This is a genomic window from Vagococcus intermedius (assembly GCF_029144185.1).
GTDB lineage: Bacteria > Bacillota > Bacilli > Lactobacillales > Vagococcaceae > Vagococcus_D > Vagococcus_D intermedius.
Genome location: NZ_CP110232.1, coordinates 1,027,254 through 1,044,808 on the forward strand (window position 1 = coordinate 1,027,254; position 17,555 = coordinate 1,044,808).

Annotated in this window: 15 protein-coding genes; 10 read left to right on the forward strand and 5 right to left on the reverse strand. The window is 34.4% G+C overall.

Features of this window, described 5'->3' with window-relative positions; translation table 11 throughout:
- Positions 1 to 114: 114 nt before the first annotated feature.
- Complete coding sequence (locus OL234_RS04765) at positions 115 to 1,605, reverse strand: helix-turn-helix domain-containing protein (protein ID WP_275470011.1); 1,491 nt, start codon at positions 1,603 to 1,605, stop codon at positions 115 to 117.
- Between the two features lie 165 nt (positions 1,606 to 1,770).
- Between OL234_RS04765 and OL234_RS04770 the strand changes: the two genes are divergently transcribed.
- A complete protein-coding gene (locus OL234_RS04770; RefSeq protein ID WP_275470012.1) occupies positions 1,771 to 1,980 on the forward strand; it encodes a hypothetical protein in 210 nt (69 codons plus the stop codon).
- 109 nt (positions 1,981 to 2,089) lie between these two features.
- Positions 2,090 to 2,269 carry a hypothetical protein gene (locus OL234_RS04775; RefSeq protein WP_275470013.1) on the forward strand — a complete coding sequence of 60 codons (180 nt, stop codon included), beginning with the start codon at positions 2,090 to 2,092 and terminating at the stop codon, positions 2,267 to 2,269.
- An 89-nt stretch (positions 2,270 to 2,358) separates the two neighbouring features.
- Here OL234_RS04775 and OL234_RS04780 read toward each other — a convergent pair whose 3' ends face one another.
- The 4 genes from OL234_RS04780 to OL234_RS04795 form a co-directional block, all read right to left on the reverse strand.
- Positions 2,359 to 3,369 (reverse strand): LacI family DNA-binding transcriptional regulator, encoded by a 1,011-nt coding sequence (locus OL234_RS04780; protein ID WP_275470014.1) that lies wholly within the window; start codon positions 3,367 to 3,369, stop codon positions 2,359 to 2,361.
- A 14-nt stretch (positions 3,370 to 3,383) separates the two neighbouring features.
- Positions 3,384 to 4,382, reverse strand: a complete 999-nt coding sequence (locus tag OL234_RS04785) for an aldose epimerase family protein (protein ID WP_275470112.1) — start codon at positions 4,380 to 4,382, stop codon at positions 3,384 to 3,386.
- Positions 4,375 to 5,043 carry a beta-phosphoglucomutase gene (gene pgmB / locus OL234_RS04790; protein ID WP_275470015.1) on the reverse strand — a complete coding sequence of 223 codons (669 nt, stop codon included), beginning with the start codon at positions 5,041 to 5,043 and terminating at the stop codon, positions 4,375 to 4,377. Before pgmB ends, OL234_RS04785 begins: the two co-directional genes overlap by 8 nt.
- Positions 5,044 to 5,124: 81 nt before the next feature.
- The gene (locus tag OL234_RS04795; protein WP_275470016.1) at positions 5,125 to 7,407 is read right to left on the reverse strand and encodes a glycoside hydrolase family 65 protein; all 2,283 of its coding nucleotides are present in this window, start codon (positions 7,405 to 7,407) and stop codon (positions 5,125 to 5,127) included.
- A 288-nt stretch (positions 7,408 to 7,695) separates the two neighbouring features.
- On the opposite strand from OL234_RS04795, the gene OL234_RS04800 reads away from it, so the two are divergent.
- The 8 genes from OL234_RS04800 to OL234_RS04835 all read left to right on the forward strand — a co-directional run bounded on the left by OL234_RS04800 (position 7,696) and on the right by OL234_RS04835 (position 17,493).
- Positions 7,696 to 9,879 (forward strand): PTS transporter subunit IIBC, encoded by a 2,184-nt coding sequence (locus OL234_RS04800; RefSeq protein WP_275470017.1) that lies wholly within the window; start codon positions 7,696 to 7,698, stop codon positions 9,877 to 9,879.
- A 73-nt stretch (positions 9,880 to 9,952) separates the two neighbouring features.
- Positions 9,953 to 10,792 carry an endonuclease/exonuclease/phosphatase family protein gene (locus OL234_RS04805; RefSeq protein WP_275470018.1) on the forward strand — a complete coding sequence of 280 codons (840 nt, stop codon included), beginning with the start codon at positions 9,953 to 9,955 and terminating at the stop codon, positions 10,790 to 10,792.
- Positions 10,793 to 10,953: 161 nt separating this feature from the next.
- Positions 10,954 to 12,003 carry an NAD(P)/FAD-dependent oxidoreductase gene (locus OL234_RS04810; protein ID WP_275470019.1) on the forward strand — a complete coding sequence of 350 codons (1,050 nt, stop codon included), beginning with the start codon at positions 10,954 to 10,956 and terminating at the stop codon, positions 12,001 to 12,003.
- Between the two features lie 48 nt (positions 12,004 to 12,051).
- Positions 12,052 to 13,002 (forward strand): ABC transporter substrate-binding protein, encoded by a 951-nt coding sequence (locus tag OL234_RS04815; RefSeq protein ID WP_275470020.1) that lies wholly within the window; start codon positions 12,052 to 12,054, stop codon positions 13,000 to 13,002.
- 109 nt (positions 13,003 to 13,111) lie between these two features.
- Entirely contained in the window at positions 13,112 to 14,140 is a 1,029-nt protein-coding gene (locus OL234_RS04820) for a FecCD family ABC transporter permease (protein ID WP_275470021.1), read from the forward strand.
- Positions 14,137 to 15,147: a FecCD family ABC transporter permease gene (locus OL234_RS04825; protein ID WP_275470022.1), complete on the forward strand. Its 1,011-nt coding sequence runs from the start codon at positions 14,137 to 14,139 to the stop codon at positions 15,145 to 15,147. The genes OL234_RS04820 and OL234_RS04825 overlap by 4 nt, the downstream gene beginning before the upstream one ends.
- Before the next feature lie 8 nt (positions 15,148 to 15,155).
- Positions 15,156 to 15,941: an ABC transporter ATP-binding protein gene (locus OL234_RS04830; RefSeq protein WP_275470023.1), complete on the forward strand. Its 786-nt coding sequence runs from the start codon at positions 15,156 to 15,158 to the stop codon at positions 15,939 to 15,941.
- Between the two features lie 232 nt (positions 15,942 to 16,173).
- A complete protein-coding gene (locus OL234_RS04835) occupies positions 16,174 to 17,493 on the forward strand; it encodes a hemolysin family protein (protein WP_275470024.1) in 1,320 nt (439 codons plus the stop codon).
- Positions 17,494 to 17,555: the final 62 nt, after the last annotated feature.

Below are 17,555 nucleotides of genomic sequence, written 5' to 3' on the forward strand. Positions count from 1 at the left end.
TACAAATAGTGTATCATATGTTACCGAACGAATGATGAGATTATGATTGATAGTCTATTTAAAGAACATTTTAAAAAACAAAACACCCCTATCTGTTAAAGATGGGGATGTTTTCTAATAATCAACCATACTTAATAGATCATAATAATAAGTCATGATCTCCATGACAAGTTTCTTACGTGAAGCAATAGATAAGTGATTATTAAAAAAAATAGTTTTCTTGTCAGAAATATCAGAAATGGGATAATCTATAATGACAAGATTTGCTAATTCATAATCATTAGTGATATTAAATGAACGTTCAGATAATACTTCATTTAATTCATTTTTTAAGACCATTTCTACATCAGGTGTTTTAATAGTATCAATATAAATATTAACTTGCTTGCTTAAAATATGAATAGCAATGGTGGACAATAATTTTTCAATCATAAATTGCTCTTTCGGACTATTAAATTCCCACGAATTTTCTTTGAATAAATTCTCAGTAAATTGACGCGTCATCGTCATTATGGCTGAATTTTTAAATGTATCCTGTTTATAAGACAAGATTGTTCTGAAAAAATTCGTCTTGATATCTAAGGTTACTTCAAATGAAAAAAATATTTTCAAAATGAAAAAATAAAGACTTTCTGCATAAAAATCATCATCAATCTGAGAATGATGGAATTCCAGAAAACTATCGATAATAAAACGTGCTTTTATTACATAGGGGTGATGATTATGTTTTTTCATTAGGTAATAACCTGACATAATTCTATTTTCTTTACTAATAACTTCATAAACATTGGACCGTAAGGCAAGCTCCATGAAAATCAATTGATCATCTGTAAAACGTTCATTTCTAACGTTGATAAAGGAAGGTTGAAAACTGAAAAGAGACGTAGCTATATCTTTTATTGAAGGTTCACTTAGGCGAAAAGTATCAAATTCAGCTTTATTTTCAAGAAAAGCCTCTTCTAATTTTATCAACCGAAATCCTTTTAGGTCGTTTGAAACGGATGTGAAATTTTTTCTAAGCTTTAAAGGCTTTTGTCTTAGGATGCTTTGCTGAAATAATTCTTCCGTGTGATCGTATGTAATAGTCTTGAAAAAATAATTAATCATTATTTTACACGTAACATCACCAATAATTGTATAATAATTATCTGTTTTGGTGAGAGTCAATCCAAGTTGTTTTAAAATAATTTTAACTTTCTGTAGCTCTTTTAAGCAGTAACTATGGGAGATCGATAGGTCTGAACACAATTTAAAGATGTGCACTTTCTTTTCTCTAGCCAATGTAGATGTTAACTGATAGGCTATTGAATTATTAAGGTAAAATAATAATAAACGTTTCTCAGGATTATGTTGATCATTATCCTTAAAATCAGGACTGAAATAAATTGATTTATCTTTAATAATACAAAAATAGTCTAATGCTAATTCTGTTAAATCTTCATTTATTTTATTGATTAGGCGAGTGGTAGTGGAACGATTGTAGCCTGTTAATTGACAGAGATCATGAATCGTAATTTTTTCTTGTGTTATTATGTGATGATAAACGGTTATTTTTTTAAAGTCTAATTCGTTAAAATAATCTAATTGTGTCGGTGTATCTAACAATAGTTTGCCTCCTGTTTTCTTCATGTGATAAAAATTGTTCAGATTATAATATCTGTATATGAAACTTTTTGTGTATAAAAAGATAATCACCAAGTTTTAGTGAGAGATACAATTATATCATAAAAGGAATAGTTAACGAATGACTATTATAATAGGAGGATAATAATGAACGTTGATAAACATTTCAATGATTATATGATATATAGAGTTAAGTTCAAAGAATCAGGCTGCACTTTTTACCGTAGTGTTATTGCGAGTATTGAGGACACTGCTACTAGTTTGCGTGATCGCTTGGAAGCTGAATTAATTTCAGAAAATGTCACAATCGAAGACGTTTGTGAAGAAGAATACGCTTTAGAATTAGTTGTATCATAAACAATTTGGTTTATTTATAGTTAAAAATAACCTTTTTATAAAAAATGATTTAACCTCTAATTTTCTTTTGTTATAATAACAAAAGAAAATTAGAGGAGGACTGTTTATTATGAATGAAGAGGAACAAGACTTAGAAGTAATCAAAAAAGATGTGGCAGATATGTTAGCCTCTCTTGAGGCAGGTGTCCCTCAAGTAAGCGAGTCAGAAAAACCGCTAGAAGCGTATTATCAAGAGGCAGAAAACTTAAAAAATAAGGTGGCCACTTTATTTGATAAAATTTACGATTAGTTAATTTATTACTATAGTAGCAATAAGACAAACACCCCCTTACCAGTTTTTGATGGCTAAGAGGATGTTTGTCTTATTTAATTTCAATTTCAATTTAATTTTAGAACTGTTTCTCTTTTAATTAATTTATGCGGGATGACCATACGAACTCCTGTTGCATTGGTATGGTGTAGCTGTTCCATTACTTTTTGTAAACTTTTTTTCCCTAGTTGGGTAATTTCGACATCAATGCTCGTTAAATAAGGATGGGTTAGGGTAGCGAAGATAGAGTTGTTAAAACTAATAATAGATAAATCATCAGGTACCCGATAACCTGACAGCTCTGCTAATTGCATTACTCTAAGAGCAAAGATATCATCAATTACAACGACAGCTGTCGCGCTAGTTTCTTTTAATAGACTTTCGAAATTGAGTAAATCAGCAGTTGTTTCCATAGAAACAGCTGGATAGCAAGGTAGATTAGCCAACATTAACGCTTTTTGATAACCAAAGTAGCGTTCAAAATATAAATTTTCATGAGTTGTATTCGTAACAAATAGAATGGATTGATGTCCATTTTCTATTAAAAAATCAGTCGCATTTTTTCCTAATAATTGGTTATCATTATCAACATAAACAATATCTTCTTCATTCTTATAAGGTTGTCCGACTAAGGTAAAGGGGATATTATTTTTATATAAATAATCAATTATGGGATCTTGACTGTCAGAATAAAGTAAGATAAACCCATCAACCTGTTTTTGGAGGTGCATCAAGCGAACGTTTTCTAAAAGTAAGTCAAAAGTTTTTGCTGTCGCAACTGAAATAGTCACTTGAAAAGTTCGTGCTTCTTCATTAATAGCATTGATCATTTCCAAATAGAAAGGATTACCAATTCTTTCTTTAGAATCTAGTGGTGGCAGAATTACGCCAATGGCATTAGCCGTTCTTTTCCCTAAATTTCGTGCAGCGATATTAGGCACGTAACCCATTTCTTCCATTACTTTTCTAACTTTTTTCTTAGTATTATCTGAAATGCTTGGATGATCATTAATCACCCGTGATACAGTCGATGTGGCGACACCTGCTTCTTTTGCAACATCTTTTACAGTAACCGTCATAGTGACACTCCTTTTTATCTTTCAACAGAGAATGAATAAGTGGTATTAAATCTTTTGGTCTGGTTTGGAGATAATTCGATTGATCCCCAAGTTGGGTGATGTATCGCATCCGGTAATTCTTGTGGTTCGATTGCTAGACCATAGTTGGAGTGCATTGGCTTTCCGTTTACCATAAAGTTTGCATCAAACCCAGTCGTAGAAAATAATACCATACTTTGACGATTACTTGCTACTGTTAGTTGTCGACCGCTAAGAGATTCAGAGAGTATTAACTGTTTTTTTGTTTGAGGCTGTAAGATAAAAGCATCGTCTAAACCAATTGGAAGTACTTCGAATACCTCGTTTAAATATCTTGGTTTAGTAAAATCAAAAGGCGTACCCGAAACTTTCAAGAGTCTTCCAGTAGGGATTTTTTCAGAATCCAGTTCTAAAATATTATCAGCAGCGATTGTTAATTGATGAGACGTAATATCTCGCTTTCCGTTGCCAGATAAATTAAAATAACTATGATTAGTAGGATTGATAAGTGTCAATGCTTTTGATTGACACACCGTTGTCATTGATAGAGAATTATGACTCAATTCATAGCAATTAGTTACTAATATGGGACCGGGATATCCTGATAAATAATCAGTTAAACGAAAGAGAACCCCAACAGTAGTTGAAGTTTCAAATAATTGATAGTCCCAATACTGTTGCGACCAACCGTTTTTTCCTCCGTGTATATGATGATTACCATTATTTTTACTAAACTTCCAATGCTTCCATTGAGCATCTTTCAAACGTCCAGCAACAGGACCTACAGTAGCACCGAAAAATGCTGTATCATTCAAGATTGTTTTAGGCTCATCAAGGCTTAACAAAATATTTTCAGTTACACCGTTTTTGTCTGGCGTGAAAAGCTCATACATTCGGGCACCAAAATTCAAAAAACTAGCGGTAATAGTGCCATTTTGAAGAGTGATTTTGCTGATGTTTTGATAAAAATTTTCTTCTATGTGACTGCTAATCATGATGGCTATTCCAAGTGTTGTGTAAGTAATCATATGTTAATTGATCAGTTTTTGTAACCAAAGGAATATTGGCACCAAGTTCTTTGGTTGTGCCAACCCCGATAGGTAAGGCACGACTCTTAATGATAGCTTGTATACCCGCTTTAGAGTCTTCGATTCCAATACATTCTTCAGGTTGAATATTTAAACCCTTAGCGGCTGCAATGAAAATATCAGGCGCAGGTTTCCCAAAGGGAACTTTTGCAGGATCAGCAACTGTATCAAAAAATGATGTTAAGGCCATCTTTTCAAGTAAGAATGGTCCGTTTTTACTTGCAGAGGCTAGACCAATCTTCACTTGATGTGCTTTTAGTTCTTGAAGTAATGCTAAGATACCTGGAAAGACATCTTTGGGACCGATAGATTGAATAGTACTAAGATAATAATGATTTTTCTTTTCAGCCAATCTCGCACATTCTTCTAATGTATATTTATTTGTTTGGTCGCCATGGTTTAAAATCAGTTTTAAAGAATCTTCTCGGCTAACCCCTTTTAGACTTTCGTTAAAATCACGATCAATTGTTATTCCTAATTCTTTTGCTAGTAATTTCCATGCTTGATAATGGTATTCTGCGGTATCTGTAATGACGCCATCCAGATCAAATAATACCCCTTTAAACATTGAGATTCATCCTTTCAAATTCAACTAGAAGATGTTTGACTATTTTGAGCAACAAACATCTTCTTTGATTATTTTATACTATTAAACAGACTGAGTAGGGACGGTTAAAACATTTGTTAAGGTAACTTGACTACCGTAGAGTGTAATGTCTAGTGGGTTACCTTGTAAAAGAGTCAATGTCACGGTATCATCAACACATATTTTCAATAAACGTTGACGATAATTGATGTGAAATTCATATTTTTCCCATTTTTTTGGTAAGAAAGGTGCAAAGCTTAAGTGTTCATCAAATGTTTTCATTTGAGCAAACCCTTGGACAATCGCTAACCAGCTACCTGTCATAGAAGTAATATGAAGACCATCCTCTGTATCATTATTGTAGTTGTCTAAATCTAAGCGAGCAGTTCGTTGGTACATTTCTACAGCTTTTTCTTCAAAACCTAATTCAGCTGCTAAAATAGCATGGATAGAAGGGGATAAAGATGATTCGTGAACAGTCATTGGTTCATAAAAATCAAAATTAGCTTGCTTTTCCTCTAAGGTATAGTGGTTTCCAAAGAAATAAATACCTTGTAAGACATCCGCTTGTTTAATAAAACAAGAGCGTAAAATACGATCCCATGACCATTTTTGGTTTAGAGGTAAATGTTTAGGATCTAAGTCATTGACTGCGATTAATTCTTTATCTAAAAAAGTATCATGTTGAACAAAAATACCTAGCTCATCATTAGTAGGGTAATACATATTAGTAATAATATCTTCCCAATTTTTTAATGTCGCTTCCGGAATTACATGAGGCGTGATTTCTTTATACTTGTAATAGCTTTCGGAAGTATAACGGAGAACCCATGCGGCTATCGTGTTAGTATACCAATTGTTATTAATATTATTTTCATATTCGTTTGGTCCTGTCACACCATGAATCATATACTTACCTTTGGTTGTAGAGTAGTGAACACGATCTGCCCAAAATTTAGCAATTTCGATTAACACTTCAAGCCCGTCAGTTTCTAAATAACTAGTATCACCTGTATAATTTGTATAGTTATAAATAGCGTAGGCGATTGCGCCGTTGCGATGGATTTCTTCAAAGGTAATTTCCCACTCATTATGGCACTCAACACCAGTAAAAGTTACCATTGGATAAAGCGCGCCATCAAGTCCCTGTTGTTTAGCGTTATGTTGTGCTTGTGCTAACTGATTGTGACGATATTTAAGTAAATTTTTAGTAACAGAAGAATCTGCTAGAGCTAAGTATAGTGGGACAGCATAAGCTTCGGTATCCCAATAAGTAGCTCCACCATATTTTTCACCTGTAAAACCTTTAGGACCGATATTTAATCGCTCGTCTTCGCCATAATAGGTAGAGAACAGTTGGAATAAGTTGAAACGAATACCTTGTTGTGCTTCTTCGTCGCCTTCGATAACAACATCTGCTAGTTCCCAACGTTTAGCCCATGCAATATCTTGAGCCTGACGTAAGTCTGAATAAGTATTATTTTTTAAGTTATTTAAAATAGCAGTTGCTTTTGCTAATTGTGTTGACTGAGGATGGTCTCTGCTTGTAATTATTGCAATTCGTTTTTCTAAAGTTATAGGTTGATTAGGTAGTAAATCAAACTCAAAAATCTCACTTGTTACTAAAGGTCCGGTTGTCTTAATCGGATTTACCTCAGGTTGCGAGATATGTGTCATAGCTGCTGTCACAGTGAACTGTTCGATTTGAAACTCATTTGGAATAGTACGCACTGTAAGGTAACTGAAGGGATCTACCACTTCGTTGATTGCTTGTTCCTCCCAAAACATTTCATCATAATTACTATCTTCATTGTGAATATTATTATCTAATTTCGAAATTACTGATAAAGAACCATTTCCTTTCAGACTTTCAGCACTAAATTTAACCACACCTAATTCAGGGTTATCAAGGCTTAAAAAACGTTCAAATGTAAACCGAACAGTTGTTTTAGGTGTGATAACAGTGTATTGACGTGATAAAATACCATTTTTCATGTCTAATTCTAAATAAAAATCGTCATAAGAGGTCGTGGCCAAGTCGACTAATTGCCCGTTAAGTATTAACTCCAATGAAATAAAATTCATCGCATTAATTACTTTTCCGAAATATTCAGGATAACCATTCTTCCACCAGCCTACACGTGTTTTATCAGGGTACCAAACACCAGCCAAGTAAGTTCCTTGATGATGATCGCCTGAATAGGTTTCTTCAAAATTCCCGCGCATACCCATGTAACCATTGCCAATACTTGTTAGAGATTCTTGGAGACGTCGTTGAGTCTTATCGAGAGTGGTTGAGGCGATCTTCCAAGGGTCTATATCGAATAATCTTTTAGTTTGTTGCATATTTTATTCCTCCTATACACTGTTTAATATTTAATATAGTGCTATCATATACGCAATCGGTTGCTTCGTCAATAGTGAGTTTTTTTATACCAAATAATTAACAAGTTAAATCGTCGTTTAAAAGAATAATCGTTATTACAACTACTACCAGAACTTATATTTAAATTAAGGGTTTACAAAAAAAAGGTTTCAACGTATAATTTCATCAAGAAGTCTAAGAAACCGATTGCGTAAAAATGATGTGTTTTTTTAAAGTCGTTTAAATGCAAATCAGAAAAGAGGAAAACAATGAAAAAAGTGTTTAATTTTGAGTTTTGGCAAAAATTCGGAAAAGCTTTAATGGTTGTAGTAGCAGTTATGCCTGCAGCAGGACTAATGATTAGTTTAGGTAAAACAGTACCACTGATTAATCCAGAATTAGCCGCCTTAGTGACAACAGGTAATGTTGTCGAGAGCATTGGTTGGGCAATTATTGGAAACCTACATTTGCTTTTTGCTTTAGCTATTGGTGGAAGTTGGGCAAAAGAGAAAGCGGGAGGTGCTTTTGCTGCTGGTATGGCTTTCATTTTAATTAATCGTATTACGGGTGCTATCTTTGGAGTGACTGGAGATATGTTAGCCGATGATAAAGCATTTACTCATACTTTGTTTGGCACCAAAATTATGGTCAAAGGTTTTTTCACAAGTGTATTAGAGGCACCCGCTTTAAATATGGGCGTATTTGTAGGGATTATAGCTGGGTTTGTTGGAGCTATGGCCTTTAATAAGTATTATAATTATCGTAAGTTACCAGAAGCGTTATCTTTTTTTAATGGGAAACGTTTCGTTCCCTTTGTAGTAATTACTTGGTCTGTACTAGTGTCAGTTATGTTTGCTTTAGTTTGGCCCTATATCCAAGCCGGGATTAATAACTTTGGCTTGTGGATAGCAACATCTCAAGATACAGCGCCAATCTTAGCACCTTTTCTATATGGTACTTTAGAACGTCTATTACTACCTTTTGGCCTGCATCATATGCTGACCATTCCAATTAATTACACTCAATTAGGAGGAACTTATGAGATACTATCAGGTGCTCAAGCCGGGACACAAGTATTTGGACAAGATCCCTTATGGCTAGCTTGGGCTACTGATTTGGTTAATTTAAAAGCAGATGGGGATTTAACTAAATACGGTGAGGTTTTAACTGGTTGGACACCAGCTCGTTTTAAAGTTGGCCAAATGATAGGTGCCTCAGGCATTTTAATGGGGTTAACAGCAGCTATGTATCGTAATGTTGATAAAGATAAGCGTCAGAAATATAAATCCATGTATTTATCAGCAGCCTTGGCAGTTTTCTTAACAGGGGTGACAGAACCGATTGAATTTATGTTCATGTTTGCCGCAGTTCCATTGTATGTTATTTATGCATTCATTCAGGGGTTGGCTTTTGCAATGGCTGATATTATTTCATTGAGAGTTCATTCTTTCGGCAATATTGAACTATTAACACGTACCCCATTAATTTTTAAAGCAGGACTTGGCATGGATCTTTTAAATTATATTTTAGCAGTCATAGGTTTTGGTATATTCACTTTCGTTATCAGTAATTTTTTAATTAAAAAATTTAACTATGCAACACCTGGACGCAATGGTAATTATGAGGTTGATATGTTGGATGAGAGTGAAGAGAATGCTAACCCGCAGTTGACGGAAAATCAGCAAGTTATAGATATTATTAATTTGTTAGGTGGGCGTGCCAATATTGTTGATGTCGATGCTTGCATGACACGTTTACGAGTGACAGTTAAGGAAAATACGTTAGTTGGGGATCAAACAAATTGGAAAAAAGCTGGAGCTATGGGATTGATTATGAAAGACAATGGTGTCCAAGCGGTATATGGACCTAAAGCCGATGTTTTGAAATCTGACATTCAAGATTTGTTAGAATCAGGTGTAGAAATTCCTATATCTGATTTTAAGACGACTCCCTCATTAAGTAAACAAGAGTCTAGTAAAATGACTAATGAGCGTATTATCACAACTGAATTAGTCACGATTGCAGCTGGAGAGGTAGTGCCCATTGAAGAAGTGACAGACCCAGTTTTCTCACAAAAAATGATGGGAGATGGTTTTGCAGTAAATCCTACAAATGGGCTGATTTATTCACCTGTTAATGGTGTCATTACAACTATATTCCCAACTAAACATGCGTTAGGAATTATTACAAAAGAAGGTCTAGAAATTTTAATTCATATTGGTTTAGACACGGTTGATATGAAAACACCAGCTTTTGAGGTTTTTGTGACAGAAGGACAAGAGGTGACCGCAGGACAAGCGATAGTAGAAGCCAATATAGCAGCTATGCGCTCAGAAGGGAAAGCAACAACTGTAATTGCTGTTTTCACAAATGGTAATATTATCAAAGAGTATCAACTAATTACAACAGGCTATCAGACAGAGCAAACACCAATTGGTTACGTAAAAGTATAAACTAAACTATCAGATAAGCGTTCAAGTGAAATAGGACTTGATCGCTTATTTTTAAAATTAAGGAGACTCAAAAATGAAAGTTTTAACATTAAATTGTCATAGTTGGATGGAAAAAAATGCCCTAGAGAAACTGGAACAGTTAGTTTTAACTATAGAGAGAGAACAATTTGATATTATTGCACTACAAGAAGTAAACCAACTGATCACTACTAAGGCAGCGACTTTAGATGATTATTTTCAACCATTGATTTCCCACCAACCTATTGTTCACCAAGATAACTTTGCTTTAAAAGTCGTTGAAAAATTAAAAAAATTAGGTGTTAATTATTATTGGTCTTGGAATGTCAGCCATCTAGGATATGATCGTTATCATGAAGGCGCTGCGCTTCTTTCTAAAAATCCTATTCAGCCAGATGATTTTTTAGTATCTAAGGTAAGTGATATAGATGATTTTCATACTAGACGTATATTAAAAGGACGGACAGTATTGGGCGAGACAGAACTGGTTGTATTTAGTTGTCACTATTCTTGGTGGTTAGGAAATCAGCAAGAAGAAGGTTTTTATTATGAATGGAACCAAACAATCGAAAAAATGACGAGGATGGCGTCACCGTTATTATTATTGGGTGATTTTAATAATCCAGCAGACAATTGTGGAGAAGGATATGATTATTTAAAAAGAACTAAACCTGAGTTGCAAGATGTTTTTAAAGTAGCGAAAAATAAAACTGGAGAACATACAGTTTCTAAAGCAATCGATGGTTGGAGTGAAAATACTCAAAATTTACGTTTAGATTATGGATTTATTTCATCAGAATTTCATGTGGAGGAGTATCGGGTGGTTTTTGATGGGAAACAGACGCCAATTATAAGTGATCATTTTGGAATAGTGTTGACTTTATCATTAAAATAAAAAAAACAGTGGTGATTGCCACTGTTTTTTTTAATAGATACCGACGTTTTTTAGATAATTGTAGCTATTTTCACGAAATGATTGTATTTGCCAACTAACTTAGTTATAATTTTAATTGATAATGATTATCAATATCAATTAAAAGAGTGGAGAGGTTAGTGATGACACAAGCAGATATTTACGATGTTACAATTATTGGTGGTGGACCTGCAGGTCTGTTTAGTACTTTTTATAGTGGGTTACGTGAAATGAAGACTAAAATTGTTGAAGCCAGTCCTCAACTTGGCGGAAAATTAAACGTATATACAGAGAAAATCATTTGGGATATAGGAGCCTTACCACCTAGCCCAGCTGGGAAAGTCATTGAACATTTAGTTGAACAGGCCAAAGTTTTCAATCCAACAATTTTAACAAATACCAAAATCATTTCAATTGACCGAGGAACACAAGATCTATTCATTTTGACTGCAGAAAACGGAGATAAACATTTTACTAAAGCAATTATGTTGGCGACTGGTTATGGTATTTTAAATCCTCGGAAACTAGCTATTGAAGGTGCTGAGAAATATGAAGTGAGTAACTTAAGCTATACCATTCAAGGTCTGGAAAAAATGCGGGATAAAATAGTTGTCATATCTGGTGGCGGTGATTCAGCAATTGATTGGGCTAATCTATTGGAACCAATCGCAAAGCAAGTTCATTTGATTTATCGTCAAGGGGAACTTAAAGGACATGAGTCAGAAGTGACACGTTTAAATAATAATTCTGTTATGTTACATTTAGATAGTGAAATAATAGAGCTGACTGCTAATGAAGACGGTGATAAAATTACGAAGGTAATAATCAAACAAAAGGATACACTTGTTGAACAAACTATTTTAGTAGATGAAGTGGTTATCAACCATGGATTTGAAAGTGAACACGAATTATTTGAAAATAGTTCGGTGGGATTAGAAAAAATAGAAACGCATTACGTGGCAGCGAATTCTTATGGCGAAACGCAAGTCAAAGGAATATATGCGGCTGGAGATATTGTCAGTTATGATGGGAAAGTTCATTTAATCGCCGGAGCTTTTCACGATGCGGTAAATGCGGTGAATCAAATTAAAATGTATATAGAACCGTCTGCATTTAATAGAGCACGTGTTTCTTCTCACAATGATAAATTTTCCGATAAGAATCAAGAACTGGTGAAAATTTTTTTTGCTTAAATTATTTAATTAATAGAAAATAAAATATAGATTAAGGGAGCTAAAAAGATGGTTGGTAAAAAATTAGCATTAGCAGTTGGGACTTTAATACTAAGTTTAGGGTTAATAGGATGTCGAAATACCGAAAATACAAAAAACGGAGCAAGTGATCAGCCAAAAAAAGTAGAGCAAGTAAAAGTAATAAAAACTGAGATGGGTGAGGTAACGGTACCAGAAAAACCAGCACGTGTTCTTGTTAATTGGTATGTTGGTGATGTGACAACATTAGGTGTCAAACCTGTGGCTTATTCTGGTTGGGCTCAGGAAACAATGCCTTTTTATGAAGAAATAAAAGATATTCCTGTTATCAAAAAATGGGAGAAAGAAGAAATAATGTCATACAAACCAGATGTTATCATAACTTATAGTCCAGAAGATTTTGAAAAATATTCTAAAATTGCGCCTGTTGTAGTTGTTTCAGAAGGAACGGACTCCCCTTTGGAAAGACTGAAATTTTTAGGTCATGTTTTAGGTCGTGAAAAGGAAGCCGAAACAGCAATCACAACTTTTGAGACTAAACTAGCATCTGCTAAAAAACAATTTTCGACAGATGTTTTTAAAGATAAGACTTTTAGTATTTCACAAGATTGGCCTGGCCCTTCAAGTAGCGTTTTTTATGAAACAGCTTCTCGTGGCGGCACACTCCTATATGATTATATAGGCTTGAAAAAACCAGAAAAATTAATAGAGTTAGTCACAAAAACAGGTGAAACTAGAGGGGCATTGTCTTATGAAGTAGCTGCCGATTATTTTGGAGATTATGCTATTTGGTTTACCCCAGAAGAAAAAGAATCTGAATTTGAAAAGACAGCGATTTGGAAAAATATTCCCGCTGTAAAAAATGAGCGAGTAATTACTATTTCAAGTAACTATACAGGTTTATTTTATTATTCTGATGTTGCAAGTTTAACGGCTCAGATTGATTTTGCCTTAAAGAATATCGTACCTGTTGTCTCATAAGCAGAATTAAGTAACTGTTTTAATAAATAGCAGAACTAATATGTTATCTAGTTCTGCTATTCAGTTAGCACAGTATGGCGTGCTTATTTTATTGAAGAAGGTGATGACTATGACCCATAATCAAAGGGTTGACAAAAAAGGATCATATTATTTTAGACGTTATATGATTTTAGGTAGTATTTTATTATTAATCAGTACTCTTTCCTCTTTAGCTTTAGGAGCTGCAGAGATAGAATTAGGAAGTGCTTGGCAAGCATTGTTTCATTTTGATGCCAGCCAAACGCATCATCAAATTATTTGGAGCCTGAGATTTCCTCGAACACTTGCTGATATTATAGTCGGAGCTAGTTTAGCAGTTTGTGGTGCTTTAATGCAAGGTACTACTCGAAACCCTTTAGCTGATTCAGGATTGATGGGAATCAGTTCTGGTGCAGGATTTGCTATAGCTTTGTCGCTAGCTTTTTATCCTCAAAGAAGTTATGGAGAATCTATCTTATTTGCTTGCTTAGGAGCGGGTGTCACCACAGGCTTGACTTACTTTATTGCAATAGTTGGGAAACGTGGTTTAACACCACAGCGTTTAGTTTTAGCAGGAATGTCTATTTCGATGCTCTTTGGCGCTTTTAGTTCTTATTTATCAATTCGCTATCACTTAGCTCAATCGCTTGCTTACTGGTCTGCTGGAGGGACAGCAGGAGCTAGTTGGTCTGAATTGATGATAATTTCACCTTTATTTTTGTTAGGAATACTAGGTGCAATCATAATATCCCCTAATATTACAATGTTAAGTTTAGGCGAAGAAGTTGCCTTAGGATTAGGTTTAAATGCTAGAGTAGTTAAAGGCGTGACAACATTAATAGTCTTAGTTTTAACAGGCTTGTCAGTTATTTTGGTCGGTCCAATCGGATTTGTCGGTTTAATAGTCCCACACTTAGTTCGTTATTTGGTAGGAGTAGATTATCGTTATATAATACCTGCTAGTATTATATACGGAGCGTTACTTACGGTAATAGCTGACTTAATTGGAAGATTAGTTAATCGACCTTTTGAAACCCCAATCGGTATTATCTTTTCATTAATTGGCGTACCATTTTTCTTATATTTAGTCCGGAAGCAAGGGAGAGAATTTGAAGCATGAAAATGACCAAATTGTATCAAAAACAAAAGAATGTTCTTATTCTTCTGGGTATTCTGATGATTATAATTGCGCTAATTGGAACCAACACAGGTAAAATGGGCGTAACGCCACAGGAAGTTTGGCAAACTTTTCTAGGTAAAGGGACAAAGCAACAAGAAATGATTATTTATGATTTCCGGCTGCCCCGTATTTTTTTAGCCACACTAGTAGGTATTGGAATGGGAGTCTCAGGGAGTATCATGCAGAGTCTTCTAAAAAATGATATGGCTAGCCCGGGGACTTTAGGGATTAGTTCAGGATCAGGGTTATTTGTTTTAGTATATATCGCTTGGTTTTCTAACGATAGTGGGCTATCGCCTTATGCGATTCCTTTACTAGCCTTTATTGGCGGCTTGATTTCTGCGTTATTTATTTTTTTGCTCGCTTTTAAAAAAGGCAAGTTATGTTCCCCAACCAATTTGATATTGACAGGTGTTGCAGTAGGGAGTGGTTACAGCGCATTGAGTATGTTTATCACGTTAAGGTTAGAAGATCGTCAAATGGATTTCATGCAAAAATGGCAGGCAGGCAATCTTTGGGGCGATGATTGGCGTTATATTAAAATTCTATTTCCGATTATTATTATATTGTTGATATGGACTTTGTATAAAGCTAAGGTATTAAATGCAATCCATTTAGGTGATGAAACAGCTATTGGTTTAGGAGTATCTGTTAGACAAGAGTTTTTCAAATTATCATTAAGTGCTATCGCTTTATCATCAGCTAGTGTTGCGCTGGGAGGTAACTTCTTTTTTGTAGGATTGATTGCCCCACACATGGCACGAAAGTTAGTAGGTAGTAACCATCGAATTTATCTGCCTGCAGCTGCAATGTTGGGTGGCTTGATTATTTTAGTCGCAGATACTTTGACACATATGATTAGTTTTGGCTCGGATATGCCAACAGGTTTAGTTATTACGATTATTAGTACACCGTACTTTTTATATCTTTTAACAAAAACAGATTAGGAGGAATTATGAAAAGAATTGAGATTAATGATGTGACGATTGGCTATGACACTAGTGTCATTGTAAAAGAGCTAACTGCAAGTATTGGAGCAGAAAAAATAACTTCGATTATAGGTCCAAATGGCTGCGGCAAATCAACTATTTTAAAAACGATTGGTCGTGTCATGAAACCACAAGAAGGGAGTATTTATTTGAATGGTGAAGACATTCATAAAATGCCAACGAAAGAATTAGCCAAAAAAATGGCGATCTTACCCCAAACCCCTAGTGCTCCAAGTGGCTTGACGGTATATGAGTTAGTTGCTTATGGTCGTTTTCCTTATCAGAAAGGTTTTGGCAAACTGACAAATGAAGATAAAGAGATGATTGAATGGGCGTTAGATGTCACAAAATTAACACTTTTTTCGCTTAGAGAGATAGATAGCCTATCTGGCGGGCAGCGACAACGCGTATGGATTGCAATGGCTTTGGCCCAGCAGACGGAACTAATTTTACTGGATGAGCCAACCACTTACCTTGATCTAGCACATCAGTTAGAAATCTTAGAGCTATTAGCAGAGTTAAATATTTCGGCTAAAACCACGATTGTCATGGTCTTACATGACTTGAATCTTGCCGCACGTTTTTCAGATTATTTAATTGCTGTTAGATCAGGTAGTGTTATCGCAAGTGGTGAAGTGAGTGATGTGATGACACCAGAAGTATTGGAAGAAGTTTTTCAAATTAAGGCAGATATCGTAATTGAACCACATACTAAACGACCAGTGTGTTTGACTTACAATTTAATTAAATAATAAGTAAAAACGACTAACTATCATAAGGGGAGTCGTTTTTTATAAATTTTAGTGGTAATAGTAAGATAATGTCGTTAAATTATTTTTTTATTAGTCAAAAAAATAAAATATTATTTTGTGAGTAATCGGGAATATGATATATTATAATAGGTTACTTATTTGTAGCTTGGTATGCTAATTAAAAGTATTAGCTCAAAAGGAGATAGATAGATAAATGTTATTTGGAAGACTTATGATTTTAATAGTGATGATTTTGCTGACTGCTTTTTTTGTGGCAGCGGAGTTTGGACTTGTTAAGATCAGAAAAAGTCGCTTAGAGTCACTTGAACAAGAAGGCAACAAAAAAGCGACATTAGCGTTACATATCATTAAGCACTTAGATGAATACTTAAGTGCCTGTCAATTAGGAATTACCCTGACATCCTTGGCAATTGGTTGGTTAGGTGAGAGTACGATGAGCGAACTGATTGCGCCGTTGTTGAATTATATCCCGTTACCAGCATCAGCGATGCAAGTGATATCTTTGGTATTATCATTTTTATTAATTACATTTGTTCATGTCGTAATAGGTGAATTAATACCGAAATCATTTAGTATTACTAAAACTGAAATGGTAGTTTTAGCTATAGTGAAGCCATTGCACTATTTTTATAAAATTACCTTTCCATTCATTTGGTTACTAAATTCATCTGCTAATGGTATTGGTAAACTATTTGGTCTAACTCTAACAGGCGAGGGTGAGGAGACACATTCTGAGGAAGAATTGCGCTTAATTGCAAATCAAAGTTTTATCCATGGCGAAATTAATCAAGATGAGTATGAATTTTTGAATAATGTCTTTGAATTTGATGAACTTATTGCAAAACAAATTATGGTAACACGCTTAGATATGGAGACGATTGATGAAGGTGTAACTGTAGCAGAGGCGCTGCAATTTGCAATTAAGAAGGGACACAGTCGTTTTCCTGTCATTAGAAAAACAAAAGATGATGTCATTGGTTATGTGACGATTCAAGAGTTAATTAAGGCATATATGAAAGATGATAGAACGAATATTAACACATTATTGAAAGAACCAATTATTGTGATTGAATCCATGCCAGTGAAATCCTTATTAACAGAGATGCAAAAAGAACATAAGCATTTTGCTATTCTTTCAGATGAGTATGGGGGGACAAGTGGTTTAGTTACTATTGAAGATATTTTAGAAGAAATTGTTGGTGATATCCAAGATGAACAAGATCGCGAAGAAGCAATGATTATTCAAATTCGTGATAAAGAGTACATTGTTAAAGGGAAAATTGCTTTAAATGATGTATCTGACAAGTTTAATGTCGCTTTCCCTGATGATTTAGATAGTAATAGCTTAGGTGGTTTTATCATTGACACTTATCAAAGAGATGTTGAAAAAGGTTTCACGTTTGACTATGAAGGTTTAAGGATGAAGGTAATGTCAATGGATAAAGTTAATATTAGCCGCATTAAAATTATTGATAAAAGAGCAGAAATTATCGAAGATAATCTGGAATTATCTGATAAAAAAACGACTTAATCATATGATTAGGTCGTTTTTTTTATCAAAATAAATGTTACAAATATTAAATAATGTATATT

Bases quoted from the DNA above. Each gene is read 5' to 3' on its own strand.
- OL234_RS04770 (WP_275470012.1), top strand. From the start codon at position 1,771: ATGAACGTTGATAAACATTTCAATGATTATATGATATATAGAGTTAAG.
- OL234_RS04775 (WP_275470013.1), top strand. From the start codon at position 2,090: ATGAATGAAGAGGAACAAGACTTAGAAGTAATCAAAAAAGATGTGGCA.
- OL234_RS04780 (WP_275470014.1), bottom strand. From the start codon at position 3,369: ATGACGGTTACTGTAAAAGATGTTGCAAAAGAAGCAGGTGTCGCCACA.
- OL234_RS04785 (WP_275470112.1), bottom strand. From the start codon at position 4,382: ATGATTAGCAGTCACATAGAAGAAAATTTTTATCAAAACATCAGCAAA.
- pgmB (WP_275470015.1), bottom strand. From the start codon at position 5,043: ATGTTTAAAGGGGTATTATTTGATCTGGATGGCGTCATTACAGATACC.
- OL234_RS04795 (WP_275470016.1), bottom strand. From the start codon at position 7,407: ATGCAACAAACTAAAAGATTATTCGATATAGACCCTTGGAAGATCGCC.
- OL234_RS04800 (WP_275470017.1), top strand. From the start codon at position 7,696: ATGAAAAAAGTGTTTAATTTTGAGTTTTGGCAAAAATTCGGAAAAGCT.
- OL234_RS04805 (WP_275470018.1), top strand. From the start codon at position 9,953: ATGAAAGTTTTAACATTAAATTGTCATAGTTGGATGGAAAAAAATGCC.
- OL234_RS04810 (WP_275470019.1), top strand. From the start codon at position 10,954: ATGACACAAGCAGATATTTACGATGTTACAATTATTGGTGGTGGACCT.
- OL234_RS04815 (WP_275470020.1), top strand. From the start codon at position 12,052: ATGGTTGGTAAAAAATTAGCATTAGCAGTTGGGACTTTAATACTAAGT.
- OL234_RS04820 (WP_275470021.1), top strand. From the start codon at position 13,112: ATGACCCATAATCAAAGGGTTGACAAAAAAGGATCATATTATTTTAGA.
- OL234_RS04825 (WP_275470022.1), top strand. From the start codon at position 14,137: ATGAAAATGACCAAATTGTATCAAAAACAAAAGAATGTTCTTATTCTT.
- OL234_RS04830 (WP_275470023.1), top strand. From the start codon at position 15,156: ATGAAAAGAATTGAGATTAATGATGTGACGATTGGCTATGACACTAGT.
- OL234_RS04835 (WP_275470024.1), top strand. From the start codon at position 16,174: ATGATTTTAATAGTGATGATTTTGCTGACTGCTTTTTTTGTGGCAGCG.